General features: G+C 56.8%; 16 protein-coding genes. 10 read left to right on the plus strand and 6 right to left on the minus strand.

The genetic code is table 11. From position 1 onward, the window contains the following. Positions 1-8: 8 nt before the first annotated feature. Positions 9-1,001 carry a gluconolaconase gene (locus ACYVAC_RS10400; protein ID WP_461097577.1) on the minus strand — a complete coding sequence of 331 codons (993 nt, stop codon included), beginning with the start codon at positions 999-1,001 and terminating at the stop codon, positions 9-11. Between the two features lie 168 nt (positions 1,002-1,169). Between ACYVAC_RS10400 and ACYVAC_RS10405 the strand changes: the two genes are divergently transcribed. The 6 genes from ACYVAC_RS10405 (at position 1,170) to ACYVAC_RS10430 (ending at position 7,266) form a co-directional block, all read left to right on the plus strand. After that, a complete protein-coding gene (locus tag ACYVAC_RS10405) occupies positions 1,170-1,529 on the plus strand; it encodes a hypothetical protein (RefSeq protein WP_461097578.1) in 360 nt (119 codons plus the stop codon). 120 nt (positions 1,530-1,649) lie between these two features. After that, positions 1,650-2,693: a tRNA preQ1(34) S-adenosylmethionine ribosyltransferase-isomerase QueA gene (gene queA / locus ACYVAC_RS10410; protein WP_461097579.1), complete on the plus strand. Its 1,044-nt coding sequence runs from the start codon at positions 1,650-1,652 to the stop codon at positions 2,691-2,693. A gap of 122 nt (positions 2,694-2,815) precedes the next feature. Further along, positions 2,816-3,463 (plus strand): 2-C-methyl-D-erythritol 4-phosphate cytidylyltransferase, encoded by a 648-nt coding sequence (locus tag ACYVAC_RS10415; RefSeq protein ID WP_461097580.1) that lies wholly within the window; start codon positions 2,816-2,818, stop codon positions 3,461-3,463. A 30-nt stretch (positions 3,464-3,493) separates the two neighbouring features. Further along, positions 3,494-4,474 (plus strand): methylmalonyl Co-A mutase-associated GTPase MeaB, encoded by a 981-nt coding sequence (gene meaB / locus ACYVAC_RS10420; RefSeq protein WP_461097581.1) that lies wholly within the window; start codon positions 3,494-3,496, stop codon positions 4,472-4,474. A gap of 197 nt (positions 4,475-4,671) precedes the next feature. Then, complete coding sequence (locus ACYVAC_RS10425) at positions 4,672-5,751, plus strand: plastocyanin/azurin family copper-binding protein (RefSeq protein ID WP_461097582.1); 1,080 nt, start codon at positions 4,672-4,674, stop codon at positions 5,749-5,751. 6 nt (positions 5,752-5,757) lie between these two features. Further along, positions 5,758-7,266 carry a PQQ-dependent sugar dehydrogenase gene (locus tag ACYVAC_RS10430; protein WP_461097583.1) on the plus strand — a complete coding sequence of 503 codons (1,509 nt, stop codon included), beginning with the start codon at positions 5,758-5,760 and terminating at the stop codon, positions 7,264-7,266. A 9-nt stretch (positions 7,267-7,275) separates the two neighbouring features. On the opposite strand, the gene ACYVAC_RS10435 is transcribed toward ACYVAC_RS10430, so the two are convergent. The 3 genes from ACYVAC_RS10435 to ACYVAC_RS10445 all read right to left on the minus strand — a co-directional run bounded on the left by ACYVAC_RS10435 (position 7,276) and on the right by ACYVAC_RS10445 (position 9,960). Beyond that, on the minus strand, positions 7,276-8,901 hold the full coding sequence (locus ACYVAC_RS10435) for an ArnT family glycosyltransferase (protein WP_461097584.1): 1,626 nt from the start codon (positions 8,899-8,901) through the stop codon (positions 7,276-7,278). A 77-nt stretch (positions 8,902-8,978) separates the two neighbouring features. Next, the gene (locus ACYVAC_RS10440; protein ID WP_461097585.1) at positions 8,979-9,374 is read right to left on the minus strand and encodes a hypothetical protein; all 396 of its coding nucleotides are present in this window, start codon (positions 9,372-9,374) and stop codon (positions 8,979-8,981) included. A gap of 61 nt (positions 9,375-9,435) precedes the next feature. Beyond that, positions 9,436-9,960 (minus strand): hypothetical protein, encoded by a 525-nt coding sequence (locus tag ACYVAC_RS10445; RefSeq protein ID WP_461097586.1) that lies wholly within the window; start codon positions 9,958-9,960, stop codon positions 9,436-9,438. A 750-nt stretch (positions 9,961-10,710) separates the two neighbouring features. On the opposite strand from ACYVAC_RS10445, the gene ACYVAC_RS10450 reads away from it, so the two are divergent. Genes ACYVAC_RS10450 through ACYVAC_RS10460 form a run of 3 tightly spaced genes read left to right on the plus strand, consistent with a single transcriptional unit; the run spans position 10,711 to position 16,242 of the window. Then, a complete protein-coding gene (locus ACYVAC_RS10450; protein WP_461097587.1) occupies positions 10,711-13,866 on the plus strand; it encodes a SusC/RagA family TonB-linked outer membrane protein in 3,156 nt (1,051 codons plus the stop codon). 42 nt (positions 13,867-13,908) lie between these two features. Further along, positions 13,909-15,363, plus strand: coding sequence for a SusD/RagB family nutrient-binding outer membrane lipoprotein (locus ACYVAC_RS10455; protein ID WP_461097588.1), 1,455 nt, complete (start codon positions 13,909-13,911; stop codon positions 15,361-15,363). A 54-nt stretch (positions 15,364-15,417) separates the two neighbouring features. After that, positions 15,418-16,242, plus strand: a complete 825-nt coding sequence (locus ACYVAC_RS10460) for a BT_3044 domain-containing protein (protein WP_461097589.1) — start codon at positions 15,418-15,420, stop codon at positions 16,240-16,242. Between the two features lie 237 nt (positions 16,243-16,479). Here ACYVAC_RS10460 and ACYVAC_RS10465 read toward each other — a convergent pair whose 3' ends face one another. Both ACYVAC_RS10465 and ACYVAC_RS10470 read right to left on the minus strand, forming a co-directional pair. Next, the gene (locus ACYVAC_RS10465) at positions 16,480-17,985 is read right to left on the minus strand and encodes a SusD/RagB family nutrient-binding outer membrane lipoprotein (RefSeq protein ID WP_461097590.1); all 1,506 of its coding nucleotides are present in this window, start codon (positions 17,983-17,985) and stop codon (positions 16,480-16,482) included. A 93-nt stretch (positions 17,986-18,078) separates the two neighbouring features. After that, positions 18,079-21,312 carry a SusC/RagA family TonB-linked outer membrane protein gene (locus ACYVAC_RS10470; protein WP_461097591.1) on the minus strand — a complete coding sequence of 1,078 codons (3,234 nt, stop codon included), beginning with the start codon at positions 21,310-21,312 and terminating at the stop codon, positions 18,079-18,081. Between the two features lie 505 nt (positions 21,313-21,817). On the opposite strand from ACYVAC_RS10470, the gene ACYVAC_RS10475 reads away from it, so the two are divergent. Further along, the gene (locus tag ACYVAC_RS10475) at positions 21,818-25,075 is read left to right on the plus strand and encodes a SusC/RagA family TonB-linked outer membrane protein (protein ID WP_461097592.1); all 3,258 of its coding nucleotides are present in this window, start codon (positions 21,818-21,820) and stop codon (positions 25,073-25,075) included. Positions 25,076-25,083: the final 8 nt, after the last annotated feature.

Raw genomic sequence — 25,083 nt, forward strand, 5'->3', positions numbered from 1 at the left:
AGTCTCCTTTATTTGAAACGCTGAATGCTATAACCACTGGCCTGCAGCAGAGCCGGGTTTTTGGCCGTGGCCGCAGCGCTGGTTTCGCCGATACGGGCGTTGAGCGAATAGATCTGACCGTTCAGCACCGTATTGGTGGTGGTCTGGTCATAGCCCGTCGAATCGGTTTTCACGAGCGAGGCCGTTGCCCAGCCGTCGGTGCTCCGTACCTGCGACACGCGGTTGCGGTTGTTGACCACGTACAGATCGTTGTTATACAGCACCATACCATCACCACCGGGCAGGCTCACGCCCGTAACTTCGGTGATCGCGTTGCTCTGGTTCAGATTTACTTTGAACAGCTTGCCTTCGTTTGCTTTGGCTACAATCAGGTAGTTATCGGGGTGCCAGACGATACCATTGAGGTTGAAGCCCTCGCCCTGAAACCGGGTACTGTTGACCAGTACGGTTGCGGGCAAGCTGGCGTCGGCCGGTACGCGGTAGATAACCGGCGAAAACGAGTCGGTCACGTAGGCGTTTCCCTGCGCATCAAGTGCCAGATCGTTGGCATAATGGTTGGCAGTGGGCAGCAGCGTCGCCAGATTAACGCGCCGGATAGCCGTACCCGTTTTCAGATCATAGATATACAGCCCCGCCGTTTTCATGGCCGACGTGGTCGTCGTCTTGGTCGATACGCCCAGATCACCGTGGCACACGTAGAGCCGTTCGTTCTGTACTTTCAGACCAACGGCGGCAATCAGGAGCGAATCCCGGATAAGGTCGGTGTAATTGCCCTGCTGATCCACGGTTCCGATTTTACCCTGCGTAAGCGAGCTAACCAGAAAGCGGTCGAGCGTGGGGGCATAGGCGATGCCCTCCGGATATTGCCGGGCGGCCGTGAAACTGATGCGGTCGGGGTAGGTAATGGCACTGAAGACAGGATCGTCGGAGTTGCAGGACGACAAAGCGGCCGTGCCGACGGCCAGCGCCAGAAGGGCGCCTGAGATTCGGTTGCATTGCATAGCACAGATACTATTTCGTTGAGTATTCCTGTAGACAACGGCAAAACCCCGGGTTATTGTTGTCGGTCGGTGCGTCAGTGGGCGGGTGAGAGCGGCCACAAATCGGAGCGATTTTTCAAACTATCCGTCCGGTGGCGGGTTTTAATCTCTATAAAAACACAACGTACTATGGCTCACTACGACACCCTTACCCAGGCAATGGAGGCTCTTCACAGCAAGGGATATACGCATGAATTTGCACCCAACAAAGATTTCCTGGAAGAGAAAAGCACCGATACGAAGCTGAAAGGCGATGAGTTTATGGTCGAGGAATTTCACCGCTTTGAAGGCACCTCAGACCCCGGCGACGAAATGACCCTGTACGCCATTACGGCCAGCAACGGTATGAAAGGCGTTTTTGTATCGGCGCAGGGTACCTACTCGAACGAAGTTTCGCCTGAACTGATGGCTAAATTCAACGTGGGCGAGCGGCCAACCGTGAATACGGAAGGAGCCGTACAACCAATTGACCCGATCGGCACCAATTAATACGAATTTTACCCACATTTGCAACAAAAAGGCCCGGATCATAGCAAATTTTCCGGGCCTTTTACCTATATTTGCGCCCTTTACCAAAAAGAAAGCCGTTCTTTTTCGTGCTGATTTGCTATGAAGTTATCCGAATTCAAATTTGATTTACCCGAGAGTCTCATCGCCAAATACCCGGTTGAGCGGGGGGAATCACGGCTGATGGTCGTTGACCGTAAAACCAAAACCATCGAGCATAAGCAGTTTTCGGATATGCTGGGCTATTTTAACGATGGTGATGTGATGGTCATCAACAACACCAAGGTATTCCCGGCCCGGCTCTACGGAAATAAAGAAAAGACGGGTGCCAAAATCGAGGTGTTCCTGCTGCGCGAGCTGAACCGCGAAATGAAACTGTGGGACGTACTGGTTGATCCGGCCCGTAAGATCCGTGTTGGAAACAAACTCTACTTTGGCGACAGTGATCTGGTAGCCGAAGTCATCGATAATACTACCTCGCGCGGCCGTACGATCCGGTTCCTGTTCGACGGCAATCACGAAGAATTTATGAAAGCGGTGGATGAACTGGGCGAAACACCCATCCCCCGCGAGATCAACCGCGAAGCCGAAGCCGCCGACCGCGACCACTACCAGACGGTATTTGCCCAGCATGTAGGGGCCGTAGCCGCGCCAACCGCCGGGCTGCACTTTACCCGCGCCATGATGAAGCGTATGGAGATCAAAGGCATCCATTTTGCCCCCGTAACGCTGCACGTTGGCCTTGGTACATTCCGGCAGGTCGATGTCGAAGATTTGACCAAGCACAAAACCGATTCGGAGAATTACCGCATCAGCGACGACTCGGCCAAAATTGTCAACACCGCCCTAGATGCCGGCAAACGGGTTTGTGCCATCGGTACCACTTCGCTCAAAGCCATGGAATCGTCGGTATCGGCCAACAGCCGGCTAAAGCCCGTAGAAGGCTGGACCGACCGGTTTATTTTCCCGCCCTACGACTTCAAAATTGCCAACTCGCTGCTGACCAATCTGCACCTGCCCGAGTCGATTCTGATTATGATGACCTCGGCTTTCGGTGGTCATGAACTGATCAAGGAAGCTTATCAGATTGCCATCAAGGAGAAATACCGCTTCTTCAGCTACGGAGATGCCATGCTGATTCTGTAGCCAGCCTGGCGGTAGGTTCTGTACCCATACAGCCGGCGACCCAGTTTTGTAAAGTCGTCAGGTATTAGTCAGTCATCGTCTGTAATTTTGTACGATCGACAACGACTAGTATCTGACGACTTTTGAGTTCTTACGCCATCATTGTTGCCGGGGGTAGCGGCAGCCGCATGAAAGCCGATATACCCAAGCAGTTTCTCCTGTTAGCGGGCAAACCCATTCTGCAGCATACCCTCGAGCGGTTTCTGACGGTGCTGCCCGCCCGGCAACTGGTGCTGGTGCTGCCCGCCCGCGAGCAGGCCAGCTGGCAGACCCTGTGCCGGCAACACCAGTTTTTTCCCGACATTCAGACCGTCAACGGGGGTTCCTCCCGGTTCCAGTCGGTGCGCTGCGGCCTGGCGGCTATTCCGGCCGATGCGACCCTGGTAGCCGTCCATGACGGGGTTCGCCCGTTTGTATCGCCCGTGATCATCCGGTCGGGTTTCGAAACCGCTGCCCGCCTGGGGTCGGCCGTAACGGCCGTACCGGTGAAAGATTCGGTGCGGGTTATCGGGCCCGACGGGCACAGCCGCGCAGTAGACCGCAGCCGCTACCACCTCGTGCAGACGCCCCAGACGTTTCGACTCGACTGGTTCCGGCAGGCGTTTGCGGCCGAAGAGCAGGCTTTCTTCACCGACTGTGCCAGTGTACTCGAACACGCGGGTTTCCCGATCACCCTGATCGAGGGCGCTTACGAAAATATCAAAATCACGACTCCCGACGACCTGCGCTAACCACGCCGGTTTTGCCCGATCTGCTTCTCTATGCGCCAGCGCCTTACGTCCGACCAGTACGCTACGGCTATTCTTGCCGGCGACCGGCTCACGCTTAGCCGGGCCATCACGCTCGTTGAGAGCCGGCGGGCCGACGACCAGGCGCTGGCCCAGCAGGTGCTGGCGCAAGTGCTACCCGCCACCGGCCGGGCCATCCGGGTGGGTATCACGGGCGTACCCGGGGTGGGCAAAAGTACCTTTATCGAAGCCTTCGGCAACCACCTCATCGACCTGGGACACCGGCTGGCCGTACTGGCAATCGACCCGAGCAGTCAGCGGTCGGGCGGGAGTCTGCTCGGCGACAAAACCCGCATGGAAACGCTGTCGATGAACCCGGCGGCTTACATTCGCCCCTCCCCCGCCGGCGATTCGCTGGGCGGGGTGGCGCACCGCACCCGCGAAACCATGCTGCTGTGCGAAGCCGCCGGTTTCGACGTTATTCTGATTGAAACAGTGGGCGTTGGCCAGTCGGAAACGGTGGTACACGGCCTGGTCGATTTCTTTCTGCTGTTGATGCTGGCGGGTGCCGGCGACGAACTACAGGGTATGAAACGCGGCATTATGGAACTGGCCGACGCGCTGGCCATTACCAAAGCCGATGGCGACAATACGGGCGCGGCCAACCGGGCTCGTGTCGAATACCAAAACGCGCTGCATCTGTTTCCGCCCACCGAAACAGGCTGGTCGCCCCCCGTCCTGACCTGCTCGGCTCAGACGGGCGCCGGTATCGGCCCGATCTGGACCATGCTTCGCGAACATCAGGCGCAGATGACGGCCGGCGGGCACTGGCAGGCCCGCCGGCAGGCCCAGCAACTGCTCTGGTTTCGGTCGCTGCTGCGCCAACAACTCGACGCCCGTTTTTTCGGACAGCCTGGCATTCAGGCCCGGCTCAGCGAGCTGGAAACTCAGCTGAAGGCCGGAACGCTGCTGCCGGGTGCCGCTGTCGACGCGCTGTTGAACGCGGTGGTCTGATGCTTACGGGGCTCGATCAGATGAATCAGGAGCCGGTCTGATGCGGATTTCCCGGAATTTATTGATCCGGCATACTTAGGACTATTCCCTTCTGTGCTTTTATACGTATGCATTCCCCTTCCACTCAACGAACCCACTTTGGTTACGTCGTTCATAGCTACCCTGCCGAGTCGTGCCGGCGTGACTCCTCCGTCTGGATGTCCTGGCTTTTGGCGTGCCTGTTGCTGACCGCCCCCTTGCTGACGATGCCGGCACGGGCGCAACGCGACACCACCCTGCGGGTATCGGCCGTGGGTGGCCTGCAGTTCAGCCAGAAACGATTTGTCGTTCGCCCCAATACCCGCGTCCGGATTGTCTTTCAGAATACCGATGACATGGCGCACAATCTGGTGGTGACCAAACCCAATGCCCGGGCGCGCGTGGTTGAGTTTGCGCTGGCACTCGGGCCGAAAGGACCGGCGCAGCACCACGTACCCATCATGGACGACGTGCTGGCGCATACGACCAGTGTCGAGCCCGGCAATACCGACTCGCTGCAGGTACAGCTGACCAGTGGTGCCTATCCCTTTGTGTGTACTTACCCCGGTCACGGCTCCATCATGTTTGGGGTTATCTACGCTACGGCATCGCCCGCCAGCCTGCCCCCTCCCGAGCAGGACCGCAACCTGCCCAACCTGGACCGGGTTGCCGACGCCCATGCACACGCCCACCACGAGGTACCCTCGGGGCACCCTTATGCCCTGCAGCTGCCAGCCGTGTACCGCACCTTTATGGCCGATTGTGGTCCGGCGGCCATCGCCGTTGGCCTGCCCGGTCCGGAGGGAGGCCAGTCGTATGTATTCGACGCGGGTAGCTGCCGGCTGCGCTATGCCTGGTCGGGTGGGTTTGTCGATAATACCGAACAGTGGGATGGGAAAGGCCAGCGCTACACAACCGTGGTGGGCGACATCTACTACCGCGACACCGACGGATTTCCGTGGCAGGTGGGTAGCCGCGCAGCCACACCCCAGTTCAAGGGCTACCGCCTGATCGACCGCTATCCCGAATTCCGGTACCTGATCGAGGGGGTCGAAGTGCGGGAACTGATTAAGCCCCTGCCGCGGGGACGGGGGCTGGTACGCACCTTTACCATTGCCCCCACCACCCGCATGCTGACCTTTAAGGCCCGGCCGCAGCCCGGTATCCAGTACAGCAGTTCGGCCGGGGCTCTGCGAAACGATCAGATCAGACTCCCGGCGGGTACCCGTCGGTTTACGCTCACGCTTTCTACCCGTTAACGACTTATGCTGACTGCCCTGCTGACAGCGTTTTGCCTGTGGGCGGCTCCTGCCCCCGCCGATACCATTACGGATTATTACGCCATCGAGACCATCAAGACCCCACCCGGTCTGGTAGCCGAAACCGGTGGTTTGTCGTTTTTGCCCGATGGTCGGCTGGCGGCCTGCTTTCACCGGGGCGAAATCATGCTGTATAACCCCAGAACCAAAGTGTGGTCGCTTTTTGCCGAGGGGCTGCATGATCCATTGGGTGTACTGGCCATCAGCAATCGCGAGCTACTGGTTATGCAGCGCCCGGAGCTGACCCGCCTGACCGATACCGACGGCGACGGCCGGGCCGACACCTACGAGACCGTTACCGATCAGTTCGGCATGTCGGGCAACTACCATGAGTTTGCGTTTGGTCCCGTCCGCGACAGCAAGGGGAATCTCTACATCAGCCTGAACACCGCGTCGAACGGAGCCGGCATCCGCGAGGAACTGCGCGGCCGTTTCGATTCGCTGGGGCGGCCGGGCCGCATGTACGCCTGCGTGCCCTACCGGGGCTGGGTCATGAAGATTGCCCCCAACGGCCGGGTCACACCCTACGCCAGCGGATTTCGATCACCCAATGGCATCGGGTTCGATGCGCAGGGGCGGCTGCTGGTTACCGATAACCAGGGCGACTGGCTGGGCACAAGCAAACTCTACCACGTGGAAGAAGGGAAATTTTACGGTCATCCATCGAGTCTGGTGTGGCGCCCCGGCTTTCCGGCTATCGACCCGCTGACACTTTCAACCCACACCCTCGACAGCATGCGAACGGTCGAGAGTATTGCTTTTCCGCACGAGGTCATGGCCCACTCACCTACCCAGCCCGTAGTCGACCGGTCGGGGGGCAAGTTTGGCCCGTTTGCCGGCCAGACGTTTGTGGGCGATATGGATTTTCCACACCTGATGCGGTTGCTGCCCGATGTTGTCGATGGACAGCTGCAGGGCGCCTGCATCCCGTTTTTCGCCCGGGGCGGCACCAACGGAACACCCCTGCGCATCGGTAACAACCGGCTGGCCTTCGCGCCCGATGGCAGCCTGTGGCTGGGCCAGACCGATCACGGCTGGCTGGGCGACCGGGGCATTCAGCGCATTCGGTACAAGGGCGGAGTACCGCTCGATTTGCTGGCTATGACCCTGACCCCGACGGGATTTGACCTGACCTTTACGCAGCCCCTCGACGAAGCAGCAGCCCGGCAGCTGGCAGCCTATCAGCTTACATCGTACTACTACGAATACCACCGGGCTTATGGCTCGAAGCAATTCGACGTGCAGCCTGTTTCCGTATCGGCGGTAACGCTTTCGGCCGATCGCCGAACAGTGTCGCTTACGGTGCCCAACCTACGGGCCAGCCGCATCTATGAATTCCACCTCGGCCCACTGACCGCCGAACAGGGGCGTAAACGCATCATGAATCCGCTTGTCTGTTATACCCTCAACCGACTCCGAACAGCCACATCGGCTACCCCCAACCGCGCCGACTAACCGGCCGCCTTACCGGGCTTCGACCAGCCGGGCCCGGTGCTTGTTGAAAAGCCGCAGCGTATCGAGGGTACGGTATTGGAGCCCTATAAGACTTGCCGAATCGGCAATGTAGAGCCGCCCCGGCCGCAACACCGAATCTTTACGCAGAATGCTGCCCCGCACGACCTCAATGTGAAACGAATTGACGTCGGTTTCCTGATCGGTTGGCCGGCCAATGGTTTGACCGAGGCCATACAGCGGGCGTCCCAGCGTTTCGCGCGCAACCCGCTCCGACTCGCGCTGGTAATACGCCCGCGACGCATACCGACCGGGTATGACCAGCCAGTTGAACCCCAGCCGGATGGCCAGCATCATCAGCATCATCTGCCACAGCCGATCGTCGGCCGAGCGCCAGAGCCGGTAGGTCGTCACCATCAGCAGCAGCGACACGACGCCCGTTTTCCAGACAATGCCCGGCACCCAGGCGGTTTTGGGATGCCAGACAAAGGTCCAGACACCAACCGCCAGCGCTGCCGACAAGATTACCCACAGCCGCTCGACCCACAGCCGGGCGCCGTCGGCGGGCGTACTGTAGTGATAATAGACAGACACAATTACCACAAACAGCAGCGGCAACAGGCCAATGAGGTAGCGGGCGTATACCTGAGGAGACGTCCAGTAGACCAGTACGTTCAGGCAGAACGCCAGTGCGCAGAAGCACACAAACGGATCAGCGGCCAGCTCTGAGCGGCTACCCCGGCGCACCAACAGGAAGAGCAGCAGCGCGTAGGGTGTGAAGTGATACAGCATCTCGAACGGGAACGTGACAAGGTGCAGCAGGGTGGCCCCGATGCCAAATTCAGAGACGGTCCGTTTGGTACTCTCGTGTAGCAATACCCCCGCCACGTCGGCCCAGGCAATGGCATTGCGGGTAAAATACGCACTATAGTAGCTACCCACCAGCGCCAGAAACACCCCGATGCCAACCGCGTGAGCCGGATGCATGAGCAACCGGGCCTGCCGCCGGTAAAGCAGCCAGCCAGCCAGCGTGAGTCCCTGACACGCCAGTGCCGGCAGCCCCTTGATCAGAAAGGCGATGGCCGTCAGCGCGTACGAAACCAGAAACAGCGCCCAGTATTGCCGCCGGTGCCCGAAATGATAAATGAGCAGCATGGATGTGCCTATTACCCACCCGAACGTGATGTCGATAGTGGCCCACCAGGTATCGTAGAGTAACACCCGGGCATTGGTCAGCAGCAGCATGGCCACTACAAAAGCCATACGCCCTGCGGCTGGACCCGGCATGTTGCGCCTGACCAGGGCAAACACTGTGGCACCAAAGCCCAGCAGCGACAGCAGCATAGGCAGCCGCAACGCCCATGATGCATAGGTTCCTGTCAGGCGGTACGATGCGGCAATAAGCCAGTTGTAAAGCGGGGGTTTGTTGAAATACCGTTCCCCGTTGAGCGTGGGGGTTATGTAATCGCCCGATAGCAGCATCTCGAGCGATACCAGCGCCCGCCGGGGCTCATCGGAACCCGTGTCGAGCGGCAGGTAGCCAAGGTGCGAACTGAGCAGCCCGATTGTTGCCAGAATCAGAAGCAGGGGCTCGTATACAGAACGGCCAGTGAGCGAGGTAGTGGCGGGAGCAGACACAGCAACGACGTTTTTAAGCACAAAAAAAGGGCGAACCAAAGTTCGCCCCGCAATATGTGGGTATGAATCGACTAAGCCTACGAGTTGCCCAGCGTACGATCCGGTTCGTTTGCCCGGGTTGCCGGGATAGCCCCTTCCTGCGTACTGCGGTTCCAGTCGGCATCCTCAACTGTGCCATCGGCCGCAGCTTCGGGCTGTTGATAGGCATTCATGGGGTTTTCTGCGTCGGTCGTTGCGTCTTCGGCATCGGCAGGCAGCTTGTTGTCTTCGTTTTCCGCGATCCGTGCGTCAATCTGCGCTACGTCACCCGGCACGTCGGTATCGTTGCTCGATGCGACCCGCGAAGGCAACTCGTTATCGAGGTTCTTGTCGTTGAGCTGCGCCAGTTCGGGCGCGATTCCCATGGTGTTGTGCATTTGCTGAGCCGCGTACGACTCGGTGCTTTCTTTCCGGCTATTGCTGCTGACACTCATAACGTTGGTTGTTTTGTTGTTCAAATTTATTGTTTACCGACCCGCAAACAGTGGATAATCACTAGTAAGAAGGCTGGTTGCTCAGATCGGTACCCGTCTGACTTACTTCCTCTTCATCGGCTTCGTCGTTTCCCGAAGGCTGCCGGTTGTCGGGCACTGTTTCGTCCTGCTCCTTGGCATCCTTCTGCGCGTCGGGCGTATCCACTTCGTCGGCCGAGCCATAGTCGCTGGGTCCGCTGGTTGTCACGTCGACCGTACTGGTGTTCACCCGGGGCGTATCGCCGGCGGTGGCACTCTTCATACCTTCTTCCGTTACAGCCATCTGGCTGTCGTCCTGATCGCCGGTACGCAGAAGGCCATTTTCGCTGTCCATGTCCGTGCTGCCGATGCCCCGGATGTTACGACCATCCTGGCCGCCCCGCACGGTTTCACTGTCGAGGCCATTCGCTGAATTTTCCTGAATAGCCCGGTGCTTGTTATCGCTCGAAGCCCGGTCGACATCGCTGCCATCCGTGCCGAGCGGCTGTTGATTCTTATCGTCTATCTGGGCGCTGTTGCGGGTTGTATCGTCTGTTTCGTCGTTCATGGTCAATGGGTTTGTTGTTTTAGTTATAACCTTAGCCATGCCGAAAGGTTTTGTTAGCGAGGACTACGCGGTGCATCGTATACATGTGCATGGCAGGTAATTTGCTTTACGCCAGATTATCCCCTGCAGCCTGGTATAGCGTATCTATCGGCAGCTAGCGCTACATAGTTACCCTTTAATTCTATATACTAAATACGAGTATTAATACTTAAAAAAATAAATATATGTAATGTATCGATTACTTAGAATTAATACTTATGTTTGCACGGTGGTTTAAAAAGGCAACTCGCTAGTTTTGAGTCAAGTACCCCCTTATTTACTAGACGGTACGTGATTTTCACTCAATAATCAGGTTACTTTGCAGTGTGTTCAGCGTCAACATACGGACTGAACATCATAGCATCGACATCTTCCAGCCTGTTCAGACGAACGGCTTTGCGATAAAATTTTTAATAGTTGGATAAAGCGTAATGTAAAAAGCGGACTGACTCTGTCGGTCCGCTTTTTTTTGTACCCGCTCTTAAAGCAGTGCTGTTGAGACCTGCTAATCAGCCCCGTAGTGGATGCTAATTCTACTTACAGCGCCCTTGCCATCTGGCCACTACCCTATTCGGCTTACAGAGCTTATCAACCAATTTTCTATCTGCTTATACCTGTACAGACGATTCGATATATTGTAATCCAGACATTTTGTATACTTTCGCGCTCCCATTTTAAGATTTCTTAATATTTTCAACAGACGCTTAGTTTATGAGAAAACTACTACTGCCTTTCTGGCTTGTGTTGGTCAGTACATTATGCGCGCTGGCTCAGGACGCGACGATTACAGGGCGTGTCACCTCGGCCGACGATGGCTCTCCCCTACCCGGCGTTAGTGTCGTGATTAAAGGTACAGCACGGGGCACCACGACCGATGCCACGGGTGCGTACCGAATCAATGCGTCGAGTGCGAACACCCTTACCTTCTCGTTTGTCGGTTTTGTTACCCAAAATGTTGCTGTTGGCAATCAGTCGACCATCAACCCCAAACTGGTGGCCGATGCATCCGTACTTAATGAAGTGGTTGTAACAGCCCTTGGCGTAGTGCGGCAGCAGAAAGAACTGGGTTCGGCTACCGAAGTCGTACGGGGCGACAAACTCGTACAGGCCCGGGCTACCAACGTAGCGCAGGCCCTGTCGGGTAAAGTTGCCGGTTTGCAGATCAACACTGTCAACAACGGTGTCAACCCCGGTACCCGTATTGTTCTGCGTGGCAACCGGTCGCTGCTGGGCAGCAACCAGGCGCTGGTTGTTATCGACGGTACACAAGTCCCTCAGGATGCCATTAACTTCCTCAATCCCAACGACATCGACAATGTATCGGTGCTGAAGGGTGCCAACGCAGCGGCCCTGTACGGCTCGGAAGCCTCGAACGGTGCACTGATTATCACGACTAAAAAAGGGCAGAACGGAGCGCCCCGTATCTCGTACCAGAATACCTCGTATCTGGAGAATATCAGCTTCATGCCAAAACTCAACGAGCGTTTTGGTGCCGGTACCGAAGCTTATAGCCGGGTGTATATTCCGTTCGAGAACCAGAGTTACGGACCAGAGTTTAATGGGCAGACCTACGATATCGGGCAGACCCTCGAAGACGGTACCATTGGCAAAGCGGTGTATTCGAACGTGCCTAACAGCAAGCGAAACGCCTACGACATCGGCAGCACCATGCAGAATGATCTGTCGCTGACATCGGGCGACGATAAAGGTTCGTTCTTTATCTCGCTGCAGGATGTACGCACCAAAGGGATTGTGCCGGGTGATCAGTATCGCCGGACGGGTGGTCGGTTCAACGCCACGCGGCAGTACGGCAAATTCCGGGGCGGTTTCAACATCGATTACCGGATCGGTACGACCAACTCCACGACCAGCAACTTCTACAACAACATTCTGAACACGGCGGCCAACATCAACCTGACCGACTACCGGAACTGGCAGCCATTCAAACTGGCCGATGGCACGCTGAACCCAGCTAACCCCAACAACTATTTCAACGATTACTTCGACAACCCATATTTCGCGAAGGACATCAACCGGCAGAACCAGATCAACCGGTACCTGACGGGTAACGTTGAGCTGCAGTATCAGGCGACGCCCTGGCTGAACTTCCTGTACCGGTTTGGGGTAACCAACCAGGGCTACGAAACCAAGTACTACTCGGCCAAGTACACCTACAGTGATTTCGCCAAAGCGCATATCTACCGTGCCAAAGATCTGGCCGGGTCGGTAACCGACAATACAGTGAACAACCAGCGTCTGAACCAGGACTTCTTCCTGACAGCCAACCGCACGTTTGGTCCGCTGAAAGCCACGCTGATCGCGGGTACCAACATTCAGGAGCGGTCGTACAAAACCCTGACGGCCTCGGCCAACGCTCTCGTTATTCCCGACCTGTACAATGTGAGCAACCGGGTGGGCGAACCCTCGGTTAGTGAATCCAATGCCAAAGCCCGTCTCATTGGTGCCTATGCCGACCTGACGCTGGGCTTCAAAGACTACCTGTTTCTGCACGTATCGGGCCGCAATGACTGGAACTCGGTACTGGCCAAATCGAACCGGTCGTTCTTCTATCCCGGTGCCGATCTGTCGTTTGTCCTGACCGACGCCGTTCCTGCCCTGAAAAACAACAACGTACTGTCGGGTGCCAAACTGCGCGCTGCGGCTACCAAAGTGGGTCAGGTCAGCCTGCCCGGTACGTTTGGTGCCTACCAGCTCGAAACCGTGTTCAACCCAAGCGGTGGTTTCCCCTACGGCAGCCTGGCTGGTTACACGATTGGCAACACGGCCAACAACCCCAACATCCAGCCTGAGTTCGTTACGTCGTACGAAGTTGGTGGTGAATTCTCGTTCCTGAACGATCGGATCAACCTCGACCTATCGTACTACAAGCAGCAGAACACCAACCAGACCGTCCGGATCGACGTATCGAACACGACGGGTTACAGCGGTGCGGTTATCAACACGGGCCGGCTCGACAACTCTGGTTTTGAAGTCGACCTGAAAACCACGCCCGTCCGGCTCGACAACGGTTTCCGCTGGGATCTGGGTGTGAACTACTCGCGCATCAGCACGGTGGTTGTCGATATCGCCGAAGGTCTGAACGAGATTAACCTGAGCTCGTACTACGGTGCCGTCAACTCGGGTCTGTACCAGATTTTCGCGGTGAAAGGGCAGCAGTTCCCGGTGGTAAAAGTGGTTGGCTATGAGCGCGAGCGCGATGCCCAGGGCAACATCATCCCGGGTGGACGCGTTGTTGTTGACCCTGCTTCGGGTTATCCGCTGAAAGCCGCCGAGCTGATCAATATGGGGTCGACCAACCCACCCGATCGCCTAGGCATCAACACCTCGTTCCGGTTCAAGGGCCTGAGCCTGTCGGGTACGGCAGAATACCGGGGTGGCAACGTAGTCGCCCATGGTCTGGCCGAATCGATGTGGTTTACGGGCTCTGCCTATGCCACCACGGTATACGGTCGCGAGCGGTTTGTGTTCCCCAACTCGGTTATCAAGAATGCCGATGGCAGCTATACCCCCAACACTACGATCGCAACGCGCGACGGTGGTCTGGGAGCCTGGGACAGCAACCTGCGCAACTTCGGCGAAAATTTCGTAACGAGTGGTGCCTTCTGGAAGCTGCGTGAAGTAGCACTGACCTACCAGCTGCCCAACGCCCTGCTGACCAAGTCGCGCTTTATCAAGAGTGCCACGATCGGTCTGGTAGGCCGGAACCTGGTTACGCTGCTGCCCAAAGAGAATATTTACACCGACCCCGAATTCAATAACACCACGTCTAACGCCGTTGGTGTGAACGCGACTAACATTACCCCGCCCACGCGCACCTACGGTTTCACGGTACAAGTCGGTTTCTAATCCCAGTCAACCACTATTATGATTCGTCATCTCAAACATATAATGCTCGTTGCAGTCGGCCTGTTTGCTGCCAGCTGTAAAGAAGGGTACCTGGACATCAACAAAAACCCCAACGACGCCGTCAGTTCGACACCTGAACTGGTGCTGTCGGCGGCCCTGAACAACACGGCCAGCAGCATGGTGGGCTACAACGAGATTGGCCACTTCTGGGCTGGTCAGTGGTCACCGTCGGGGTCGGTGTCGGGGTTCAACCCGGAAAAAACCTATGACCTGCCGTCGAACTTCCGGACGGGTCTCTGGACGGGTGCCTACGATAACCTGGCCGACTATAACTACATCGAGCAAACCGCCACGACGGCCAAAAAGCAGGCTTTCGTCGGTATTGCCAAGGTTATGAAAGCGCTGGTCTACCAGCGGCTGGTGGATGTGTACGGTAACGTACCGTATTCAGAAGCCCTGCAGGGTACGGCCAATCTGCGGCCCAAATACGACGACGCGCAGGCAATCTATGATAACCTGGCCAAAGAACTCGATGCAGCCGTAACGGCCCTGAACACGCCTATTTCTTCGGAAAACCCTTCGCCGGGTGCCAGCGACATCGTGTTTGCGGGTAACATGGGCAAATGGGTTCGGTTTGCCAACACCCTGAAGCTGCGCCTGATGCTGCGCCAGACCAACGTGTCGGGTAAGGAAGCAACCATCAAATCGGAGATTGCCAAAGCGGCAGCAGCGGGTGGTTTCCTGGCAGCGGGCGAAAACGCCCTGTCGACGCCGGGTTACCTGAAATCGGCGGGCAAGCAAAACCCCTTCTACGAAAACTATGGCTTCACGGCCGCCGGTACACTGTCGGGCAACCACGATTTCTACACCAACGCCGATTACTTCATCAGCCGCCTGGTGAGCACCAACGATCCGCGTCTGCCTTACTTTGCCGTCAAAGCCAGCGATGGTCAGTGGCGGGGTGTGCCGTTCGGCGAAGGCAGCGATCCGTATCTGTACGCCAAGACGTCGGGTTTTGGCCCGTCTATTCTGAAAGGATTCGACCAGTCGCAGGTACTGATGCAGTCGGCCGAGAGCCTGTTCCTGCAGGCCGAAGCCGCCCAGCGTGGCTACATCACCGGCGACGCGGCAACGCTCTACAAAGCAGGCATCCTGGAGTCGTTTAAGTTTCTGGGCGTAGCCAACGCAGCCACCGCAGCTGCCGAGTATACGGCAACGCCCCTCAGCACGATCGATTTCGCCACGTCGACCAACAAGATCGAGGCCATCATCACCCAGAAATGGATTGCCCTGGCGGCTTTCGGCGGGTTTGAAGCCTGGAATGAATTCCGGCGCACGGGCTACCCGGCCGTTCCCCTGTCGACGCGGGCCGTGGGTACCAAGCAGCCTTCCCGCTTCCTGTATCCTAACCAGGAGCTGGGTACCAACGAAGCCAACGTGAAAGCCCAGGGTACGATCAGCCAGTTCGACACCAAACTGTTCTGGGCGAAGAAATAATCCAACACCGGGGCCGGGCACAGCCTGGCCCCGATCAATCGATCAACAAAAGTCATGAAAAAGACTCTCCTCATTGGCCTCTGCGCAACTGGTCTGCTGACCAGCCTGAGCAGCTGCCTGAACGATAAAGGCTATACCGACATTATCGAAGCCAAGGGCGCTCAGCCCATTGTGAGCATCTTCGGCGGTGGCAGCGGCAACAAAACGCTCGGCGTCGACATCAGCGCCACGCCCGTTGCCAAAGAACTGTTTACGGTTAGCCTGGCGTCGCCCGAACTGCTGACGCAGGACGTGACGGCCACGGTAGCCGTAACGCCCGCGCTGCTGACCGGAACCAGCTACGAACTGCTGCCCGCCAGCACCTACTCGATCGTTAGTCCGCAGGTAACCATCAAGGCAGGCCAGCGCGACGTAGCGTTTGTGGTCAATTTCAACAGCACCCAGATCGACCTGAAAAAGACGTATGCCCTGCCGCTGACCATCACCGGTGCCAATGGGGCCATCGTGGCCAGCAACCTCAACACGGCGGTGTTTGCCATCAAGGTCAACAACATCTACTCGGGCAGCTACCAGTCGACGGGTAAGTTCAGCCACCCCACGGCGGGCAACCGCGACATCAACCGGGCCAAAACCCTGGCCACGATCAACGCGAACACGGTTGAAACCGAATTTGCCGACTTGGGTACGGCGGCCACCATGCAGCTGACGATCAACGCCGACAACACGGTGAAACTCGTTCCGGGTGGAACGGCCAGCACGGCGACGGTGCAGTTTGGCGAAAACCGCTACGATGCCGCTTCGAAATCGTTCATCCTGAACTATAAGTACGCGGGTGCCGGTGGTGATCGGATTATCACCGAAACGATCAAGAAAAAATAAACCCCATCAATAGGGTTTAGCCCAAAACGGGGGCTCCTGTCCGGTCGGGCAGGAGCCCCCGTTTTGCTTACAGGCCATTTGCAAACGGGCGGTTGACACTAACCCTGCCAGACCTGGCCTGGAGTCGCCCGATGGCACCCTTATCCGGTAGTCCGGTCTACGAAATAACCTGGCAGTCTTGTAAAGGCCTTCTCCCCTACCCGTCAGCCCCCCGTCGATCAGTCGGTCATCTGGTCCTTACGCGGTACATACAGCTATAAAGCCCGTCGGCCCGTTGCATTCAAATGCAACGGGCCGANACCAGACACGCGTGTACTGATCGTCTTTGCCCTGCGACTGAACAACGGCATCGTAGTTGGCTTTGTTGAGCGTTACTTCGGTAACCGGGTAAGCCAGTCGGCGCGGAATCTGGGTGCCGCCGTTGAGGGGCGAGGCCGCCGGTTTCAGCACCGGGAAACCCGTCCGGCGCCACGACGACCAGGCTTCGGTACCCTGGAAGAACAGGGCTACCCACCGCTGGTTGCCGATGCGCTCGATGGCGCTGGCCTCCGAATACGCTACGTCGGGCTGCGCGATGAAAGCCGTGTAAGCGGCTTCGGTATAGCTGGTGCCCATCCACTGCTGCAGCGATGCTTTTACAGCCGCTTCGTACAGCGTTTTTGCGTTGCCCGTGGTCCAGCCCAGCTTGGCGGCTTCGGCCTGCGCAAACAACACCTGTGCGTAGGTCATAATGTTGACCGGCGACGTTTGCTGACTGATAGCCGTCGCTGCCAGCGAGAAGTCCTGCGCTTTGCCCTGCGCCGGGAAAACGGCGTAGGGAACACCCCGGTACTGACCAACATTGTTCTTGTTGGCCATGTAGGGCAGCCGTGGGTCGCTGGTCTTGTTCAGGTAGCCAATAAACGTATCGGACAGACCGTAATCTTTCCGGTTCGTGGTCGTATAGTTATTGTAAAGCGGATTTTCGTTGTTGGCATCGGCCAGATACTGATACTGGACGTTGTCGGCGTTCGAGGTAAACACCCCGTCGGCCAGCGCAGCCGCAAACTCCTGCTTACCCAGCGTGGGGTCAGCTTTCGACAGGCGCAGGGCCGCGATCAGCCGCAGCGAAGCCGCAAACTTTTTCCAGCGGGCCGCATTGCCGTTCAGCAGGATATCGCCCTGTACCCGTGTCCCGTTGTCGAACTGGGCAGCCGCTTCTTTCCACTCCTTGAACAGATCTTTGTAGATGTCCTGCTGCCGGTCAAATTTAGGCGAGAAGTTCTGAGCCGCCTTCAGTGCATCGGTATACGGAATATCGCCCCAACGGTCGGTGATCCACTGGTAGGTGTACGCCTTCAGAATGCGCGCAATGGCAATCTGGTTGTTGTTCGATCCGTACGAAGCAGCCAGACCCCGCGTCGATTCGTTGGTATTCTGCTCGATAATCTGCTGCAGGTTGACCAGTGGTCCCGAATACAGGCTGTTATAGCTGAAATTGATGGTCTTGTAGCGCGAGTCTTCGATATACGTGATATCGCTGAACTGCTGCACATACAGCGCCGGCGTGATATTGAACCCGGCAGGTCCTACCTGACCATTCATGGCACCCACCGTTCGGATGGCGCCGGTAAACAAACTCCCCGTGTTTGGCGACGAGGGGTTGTTGGGGTTTACGTTGAGGTCTCCGAAGTCGTTACAGGCTGCTGTCGTTATCAGCAGGCCCGCCAGGAGCGCCGACGTTTTCGCTTTTATATACTTCATTGGTTGAATACGGTTGAATGTGTACTGGTACGACCGGATCGGCGGGGCCTGGTGACCCGTGGCCGATCCGGCAGACCAGCCTGATTGACTCATTTACAGACCCAGACGCAGGTTGATACCGTACGAACGAACCGGGGGCAGCTGACCACCTTCGTACCACAGCGTTTCCGACTCCGAGATATCAATACCGCCACCGATAGCGCTGTAGATCAGCACCGGGTTACGGGCGATGAAGGAAATGTTGGCCGATTTGATGCGGTTGCCCAGCAGGCGTTTGGGGAAATTGTACCCAAACGATACTTCGCGCAACTTCACGTAGGTTTTGTCGTAGATCCAGCGTTCGTTGAGGGCAAACAGCCAGTTTTCATACAGATTCTGGGCATCGACCCGGTAGGTGTTTGGCTGTCCATCGGTCGTTACGCCATCCAGCAGAATACCACCGCCCGAAGCCGGATCGTCACGCTTGGGCTTGCCCAGTTCGTTCAGCCCTGCCGTTTCTTCACCCAGACCCGAGTAGGCGTTAAACATTTTCGTGGTCGAGAAGAACTTGCCTCCTACCACAAAATCGGTGTTTACCCGCAGCGACAGGTTCTTGTAGGTGAACGTGTTGAGCCAGCCTCCCTTGAACTTGGGCAGTACCGAACCCAGTTCGACGTTTTCTTCTTTCACGTACAGACCGGCAATACCAGCCGCTACGTTGTCTTCGGTCGGTGCGTACACAACCGGCCGGCCGTTAGCATCTTTCCGGATACCCTGCCCAACCAGCGTACCCCAGTCGCGGGGCGTACCGTCGGTGCCGACGCGGGCGTTCAGGGTCAGCGTCCGCCACTGCGGCCCATCGATCTGGTAGTTGGTCAGACCGGGCGCCAGTTCAACCACCTGCGACCGGTTGCGGTCGGCGTTCAGGTCAAATTCCCACGAGAAACCGTTGGGATTCCGAACGGGGTTGGCGTAGATGTGCAGTTCCAGACCCGAGGTGCGAATCAGCCCCGCGTTGATGACGGCGTTTGTGTAGCCACTGGTGGGCGCAACCGGCAGCGGAATGATCTGGTTCTTGTTGTCGTTGCGATAGGCCGTAAATTCCAGACCGATGCGGTTACCCAGGAATTTCAGGTCGATACCGCCTTCGTACGACGACGACAGGCCCGGCTGCAGCGATGCGTTAGGCAGTGTGCCGGGCAGAAACTGCGTGGCACTGTTGCCATAGGCCGAACCAGAGGTGTATGCCAGCGATGTCTGGTACGGGCCAACGTCGGTACCTACCTGCGCGTAGCCCGCCCGGATTTTACCGTACGAGATCACATTGCTCTTCGGCAGCAGCTCCGTCACGATCAGACCCGCCGATACCGATGGGTAGAGATAAGCGTTGTTGGCCTTGGGCAGCGTCGACGACCAGTCGTTCCGCAGCGAAGCTTCCAGGAATGCAAAATCACGGAAGCCCAGGCTTACGTTACCAAATACACTGTTGATCTGGCGCTCGTAGAGGTAGTTGTTGGCCGTGGGACGGTTGATCGAGGCCGCAATGTTGTAAAAGCCGGGGGCCGATAAGCCACCTACGGTCGATTGGAACAGCGCGTCGGTACGGTTGTAACGAATGTTACCACCCGCGTTGGCTACGATCGAAAAGTCTTTCACAGCACCGTTGTACGTTGCCAGTACTTCGTAGTTATTCTCCCGGCTGTTGGCACCCAGGGTCGAAAAGCCACCCTTCTTACCTTCGTTCAGCGTACCGATGGCGATACGGCCTTCCTGGTAATAGTTGCTCTGGTCGCGCCGTACGGTTGCCGATACTTTCAGACTTGGCAGCACCTGATAGGTCAGCCCCAGGTCACCAAACAGCCGGTCGCCCCGGTTGGTGTTGGTGTTGGCATACGCCTGGGTATAAGGGCTGTCCCAGTACTTGGGGTTCGGATCTTCGGGACCACCAATGTTCCAGCTCCGGAAGGTGCCATCGGGGTTCTGGTAATTCCGTAGATCTTCGATACGCAGCTGCCGCTGGAACCACTGGTTAAACGAACCGATGGTCTGGTTGTAGCCGTTCAGAATGGGGCTGGTAATCCCGATCGGGCTGCTGCTGTTGGTTGTACCACCCGTTGAGCCATACCGGTCGGCCGGCTGGTTTTTGGTCCGGGTCGAGGTATAGTTGAAGTTTAAGTTGGCCGTCAGTTTTTTCGAGAACGTCAGCGAGTTTTTAGCGCTGATGTAGTCGCGTGTCTGTGATGAATTGGGAACGATACCGTTGTTGATGATGTGCGTATACGAAATGCGGCTCTGGAACTCATCGGTACCTTTCGAGAAAGCAATGTTGGTGTTGTTGCTGATTGGTTTCTCAAAGAAATCGCGCACGTTGTTAGGCTGTGCTTCGTAAGGCGTCTGCTGGCCGAACTGCGGGCCGGGCTGCCACGAAAAAGCCGACCGGTGGGGCTGACCATCCAGTTTCGGCCCCCAGCTTTCGTCGGCCGAGTAATCCAGAATACGCTGTCCCTCAAAGGCAGCCCACGATGCCGGGTGAATGGCAGGGTTGAATTTAAAGGTGTCGAACGTCTGCGAATAGCCACCGCCATACTCATTCTGATACCGGGGCAGCAGGGCTACCTGATCGAGCGTGGTGCTGTGGTTGATGTCGAGCCGCGTTTCGCCCGCCTTCGCCCGCTTGGTCGTAATCACGATAACGCCAGCCGACGCGCGGTTACCATACAATGCCGTAGCCGAAGGCCCCTTCAGTACCGACAGGTTCTCCACATCATCCATGTTGACCTGGCTGATGTCGGTAGGTGTACCATCGACAACGTAGAGGGGGTCGTTGCCACCCAGCGAGTTGATACCCCGGATCCGAATCGTTGGGTTACCGAACTTGGCTCCCGACTGACCCAACACCTGCACACCCGACACCTTACCGGCCAGGGCATTCCCGACGTTCTGATCGCGGGCAAAGTTCAGCTTGTCAGCTTTAACTTCCTGAACAGCGTAGTTGAGCGCCTTTTTGTCGCGCGAGATGCCCAGAGCAGTCACCACCACTTCCTGCAGCTGGGCCGCATCGCTCGCCATACTTACGTCGATGGCAGTCCGGTTCCCGATAGGTATCTCCTGCGTAACGAAACCAATAAAACTAAAGACCAGTGTCGAGCCAGCCGGTGCATTTAGCCGGTACGTACCTGATCCGTCAGAACTGGTACCACGTGAGGTACCCTTCACCGCAATGTTAACCCCCGGTAATGTCGACCCATCATCGGCCGATGTGACGCGCCCTGTGATAGTTACCTCCTGCGCAAGCAAAGGCAGACTAACCAAGCACAGGAAGAGCTGCACGATTAAACGTTTTTTCATGAAGCGGTTCTGTTAAGTTAACCTTTATTAATTGTAGATTAAAAATCAAAATTGTGCAAATTATAAGACACAACAAAATTCTGTTGACCATTAAGTCTACAGAATATTATGAATGACTTCGCCCTATGCGACAAATTAGTTAGACAAATTCATCACAATTAACTGATAATGAGCATATTAATTTTTATTAAAAATAAGTAATCAACATAAATAATCTGTTATTAAATAGAATAATTACAAGGTAAAATTTAGATTATTTGGCAATTACTTACCCCGAAATCCTAATTTTAAGTATATACCCTTTATTTGATTAGTCATATTTACTCAATTTTCTTTTAAGGGCTCCTTAATACCTTGGTAGCTTGTTAATTTACTGTGAACAAGCCGCCTAAATTGCCGTAAGCGATACGTTAAGATGCCCGCGTTATGGGCTCAGCAAGCCTATCAGGCAACAACTAACGGGGTCGTGCTTAACCAGTACAAACTAATTTTTCCATCAACTTTTATGAAAAAAGTTCTAATTGGAAGCTGGCTCCTGTCGGTGCTGTTCTGCCTGCCGTTGCTGGCGCAGGATGCTGCCGTGACGGGGCGGGTTACCTCCTCCGACGATGGGTCGACGCTTCCTGGCGTCAGTATCGTGGTCAAAGGCACCAGCCGGGGTGCCACCACTGATGCCAATGGTGCTTACCGCATCGCAGCCGGGCCGGGAACAACCCTCACCTACTCGTTTGTGGGTTTTAAAACGCAGGAAATCGCGGTTGGCAACCGGACCAATATCAACGTAGTGCTGCAGGCCGACGCATCGACCCTCAACGAAGTTGTTGTGACGGCGTTCGGTATCCAGCGCAACGAACGTGAAATTGGGGGCTCTGTCGCCAAGGTCAACAATCAGCAGATCACGCAGGCCGCGCCGATCAACGTAGCCACGGGGCTTACTGGTAAAGTGTCGGGGCTGCAGATCAACACCACCAACAACGGCGTTGGCAACAACGTCCGGGTGCAGCTGCGGGGGGCGCGTTCGTTTCTGGGTAACAACCAGGCGCTGCTCGTTGTCGACGGCGTCATTACGGACATCAGCTTCCTGAGCGCCATCAACCCCAACGATGTCGAAACCACAACCGTACTGAAAGGCCCGTCGGCAGCCGCCCTCTACGGGTCGGATGCGTCGAACGGGGCCCTGGTTATTACCACCAAACGGGGTGGCAATAACAACAAACCTCAGATCTCGTACAGCAACTCTACTCAGTTTGAAAGCGTCTCGTACATGCCGAAACTGCAGACTCAGTTCGGCTCCAACGGCGGTGAGGGCGCGCCCTACATCGACCGGAACGGACAACGTTTATACGTACCGTTCGAAAACCAGAGCTTCGGCCCCCTCTACAATGGGTCGCAGGTAGCGCTGGGCGGCCCCGTACTGGTACCGCGGCAGGGCGGTGGCTACGATACGCTGACGGCGCAGGTGCCTTACTCGGCCCAGTCGAAAGACCAGCGCCGGGCGTTCTTCAACACCGGTGTACTGACCCAGCACGATGTAAACTTCCGCGTAGGCGATGCAGGCAATTTCTTTGGTCTCAACCTGCAGCGCGTCGATCAGAAAGGCGTTATCCCAAACGACAAATACAGCCGGACAGTCATTGGCCTGAAAGGTGGTCGCGTGATCGACAAGTTCACAGTCAATGGTGGCGTCAACTTCACGTACTCTAATACCAATCTGGCCGGTGGCGACTTCGCGCAGGACCGCCCCGTGTACTGGAACGTGCTCAACACGCCCGCCCACGTACCACTCACATCGTATAAGGATATCACATCGCCCTATGCCGACGTGAATGGCTATTACAACGCTTACTACCCCAACCCCTACTGGCAGGTGTCGGGCGACAATTCACGGCAGCGGACCAATACCTATGCCATGCAGGGCTTCGCCGAAGCGTCGTATAAAGTGCTGCCCTGGCTGAGCGCTCTCTACCGGGTGGGTGGCCAAGCCCGCATCAGCTCGTATAAATACAACCGGGCAGCCGTTTCGTTCTCTGATTTTGCCATCAGCGACCCGGCGGGTGCCGGTAACATTGCCTCGTCGAACAAACTGGTCAACGCGCGCGTCGAAGACATCAATCAGCTGACAACCCGCTTCACGGGTGACCTGCTCGTCACGCTGAATCCGAAATTTGGCGATTTTGCCACCACGCTGATTCTGGGCCATCACCAGCAGCAGGATTACTACCGCTACCAGCGCGATTACGGCGCGTCGCTGCGGATTCCGGGCCTCTACAACATCTCGAACGTGATCGGGCAGCCCGAAGCCAACGAATCGTACCAGCGCAGCCGCCTGATCGGGGCGTTCGCCGACTTCACGATTGGCTACAAGAACTTCGCTTTCATTCACGCCACGGGCCGGAACGACTGGAGCACGCTGCTGGCCAAAGCCAACCGCTCGTTCTTTTACCCCGGTGTCGATGCCTCGCTGATTCTGACCGACGCGATTCCGTCGCTCAAAAACGTATCGTGGCTGAGCTACGCCAAACTGCGCGGAGGTATCTCGAAAGTGGGGAACATTAACGTTAGCCCCTACTCGCTCCAGAACACGTTTATACCGGGTACCAACGCCTACACCAACGGCACGGCCTTTCCCTACGGCAGCCAGTCGGGCTATCAGATCAGCAACCAGCAGAACGACCCCAACCTAAAACCCGAGTTTACGACCAACCGCGAGGTAGGCATCGAACTGGGCCTGCTGGGCCGCTTCAACCTGGAGATGGCATACTTCAAATCGAATACCATCAACCAGACTGTTCCCATCCAGATTTCGCGGGCGTCGGGCTACACGTCGGCCCTAATCAACACCGGCGAAATGCAGAACCAGGGCGTTGAGGTAGACCTGAAAATCCGGCCGATTATCCGGACGGGCCAGTTCCTGTGGGAAGCCAGCCTGAACTACACGTACCTGGAAAACAAAGTTGTATCGCTCTACGGTAGCGGGGCCAGCCAGCTCGACCGGCTGAACATTCCGTTCGCGAGCGGAGCGGGTTCCGACGTGTATGCTGCCCTGAACGTGGCTTATCCGGCCCTGTACGTGAGCGACATCTACCGCGTCAGCAGCGATCCCAGCAGTCCTTACTACGACAAAACGGGTCAGTATGTGGGCCGGCCGGTCGTAAACAGTTCGGGCGAAACCATGCTAAACCCCAACCTGGTCTACGCCGGTTCGACCCAGCCCAAACACCGGCTGGGTATTTCGAACACGTTCCGCTACGCCGATTTCGGGCTGACGTTTCTGTGGGATTACCGGGGTGGCAACGTGATCTACAACTCGCTGGGTAATCCCATCGAATTTACGGGTGTGGGCGAACGCTCCGCCGACAATGGCCGGCAGAACTTCGTATTCCCCAACTCGGTGGTACAGAATGCCGACGGCACCTTTGCGCCCAACACCAACCTGACCACCCGCGACGGCAACCTGACGTTCTGGACCAACTCGGCCTTCCACAACGCCGGTACCAGCTACATCACCAGCGCGGCTTTCTGGAAACTGCGCGAAGTGGCCCTGACCTACGATGTGCCGGTTGGCCTGCTGCAGAAAACGCGCTTCATCAAATCGGTGAACGTGGCGCTGACGGGTCGTAACCTGCTCATGTTCCGCCCGAAATCGAACTACTACACCGACCCCGAATTCTCGGTCGATCAGGGTAACGCTACCGGCGTAACGAACGAATACCAAACCCCGCCGACCCGCTTCTACGGGTTCCGGGTCAACGTGGGCTTTTAATTCAACAG

Source organism: Spirosoma luteolum, from assembly GCF_054778875.1.

Bases quoted from the DNA above. Each gene is read 5' to 3' on its own strand.
- ACYVAC_RS10400 (WP_461097577.1), bottom strand. From the start codon at position 1,001: ATGCAATGCAACCGAATCTCAGGCGCCCTTCTGGCGCTGGCCGTCGGC.
- ACYVAC_RS10405 (WP_461097578.1), top strand. From the start codon at position 1,170: ATGGCTCACTACGACACCCTTACCCAGGCAATGGAGGCTCTTCACAGC.
- queA (WP_461097579.1), top strand. From the start codon at position 1,650: ATGAAGTTATCCGAATTCAAATTTGATTTACCCGAGAGTCTCATCGCC.
- meaB (WP_461097581.1), top strand. From the start codon at position 3,494: ATGCGCCAGCGCCTTACGTCCGACCAGTACGCTACGGCTATTCTTGCC.
- ACYVAC_RS10425 (WP_461097582.1), top strand. From the start codon at position 4,672: ATGTCCTGGCTTTTGGCGTGCCTGTTGCTGACCGCCCCCTTGCTGACG.
- ACYVAC_RS10430 (WP_461097583.1), top strand. From the start codon at position 5,758: ATGCTGACTGCCCTGCTGACAGCGTTTTGCCTGTGGGCGGCTCCTGCC.
- ACYVAC_RS10440 (WP_461097585.1), bottom strand. From the start codon at position 9,374: ATGAGTGTCAGCAGCAATAGCCGGAAAGAAAGCACCGAGTCGTACGCG.
- ACYVAC_RS10445 (WP_461097586.1), bottom strand. From the start codon at position 9,960: ATGAACGACGAAACAGACGATACAACCCGCAACAGCGCCCAGATAGAC.
- ACYVAC_RS10450 (WP_461097587.1), top strand. From the start codon at position 10,711: ATGAGAAAACTACTACTGCCTTTCTGGCTTGTGTTGGTCAGTACATTA.
- ACYVAC_RS10455 (WP_461097588.1), top strand. From the start codon at position 13,909: ATGCTCGTTGCAGTCGGCCTGTTTGCTGCCAGCTGTAAAGAAGGGTAC.
- ACYVAC_RS10460 (WP_461097589.1), top strand. From the start codon at position 15,418: ATGAAAAAGACTCTCCTCATTGGCCTCTGCGCAACTGGTCTGCTGACC.
- ACYVAC_RS10470 (WP_461097591.1), bottom strand. From the start codon at position 21,312: ATGAAAAAACGTTTAATCGTGCAGCTCTTCCTGTGCTTGGTTAGTCTG.
- ACYVAC_RS10475 (WP_461097592.1), top strand. From the start codon at position 21,818: ATGAAAAAAGTTCTAATTGGAAGCTGGCTCCTGTCGGTGCTGTTCTGC.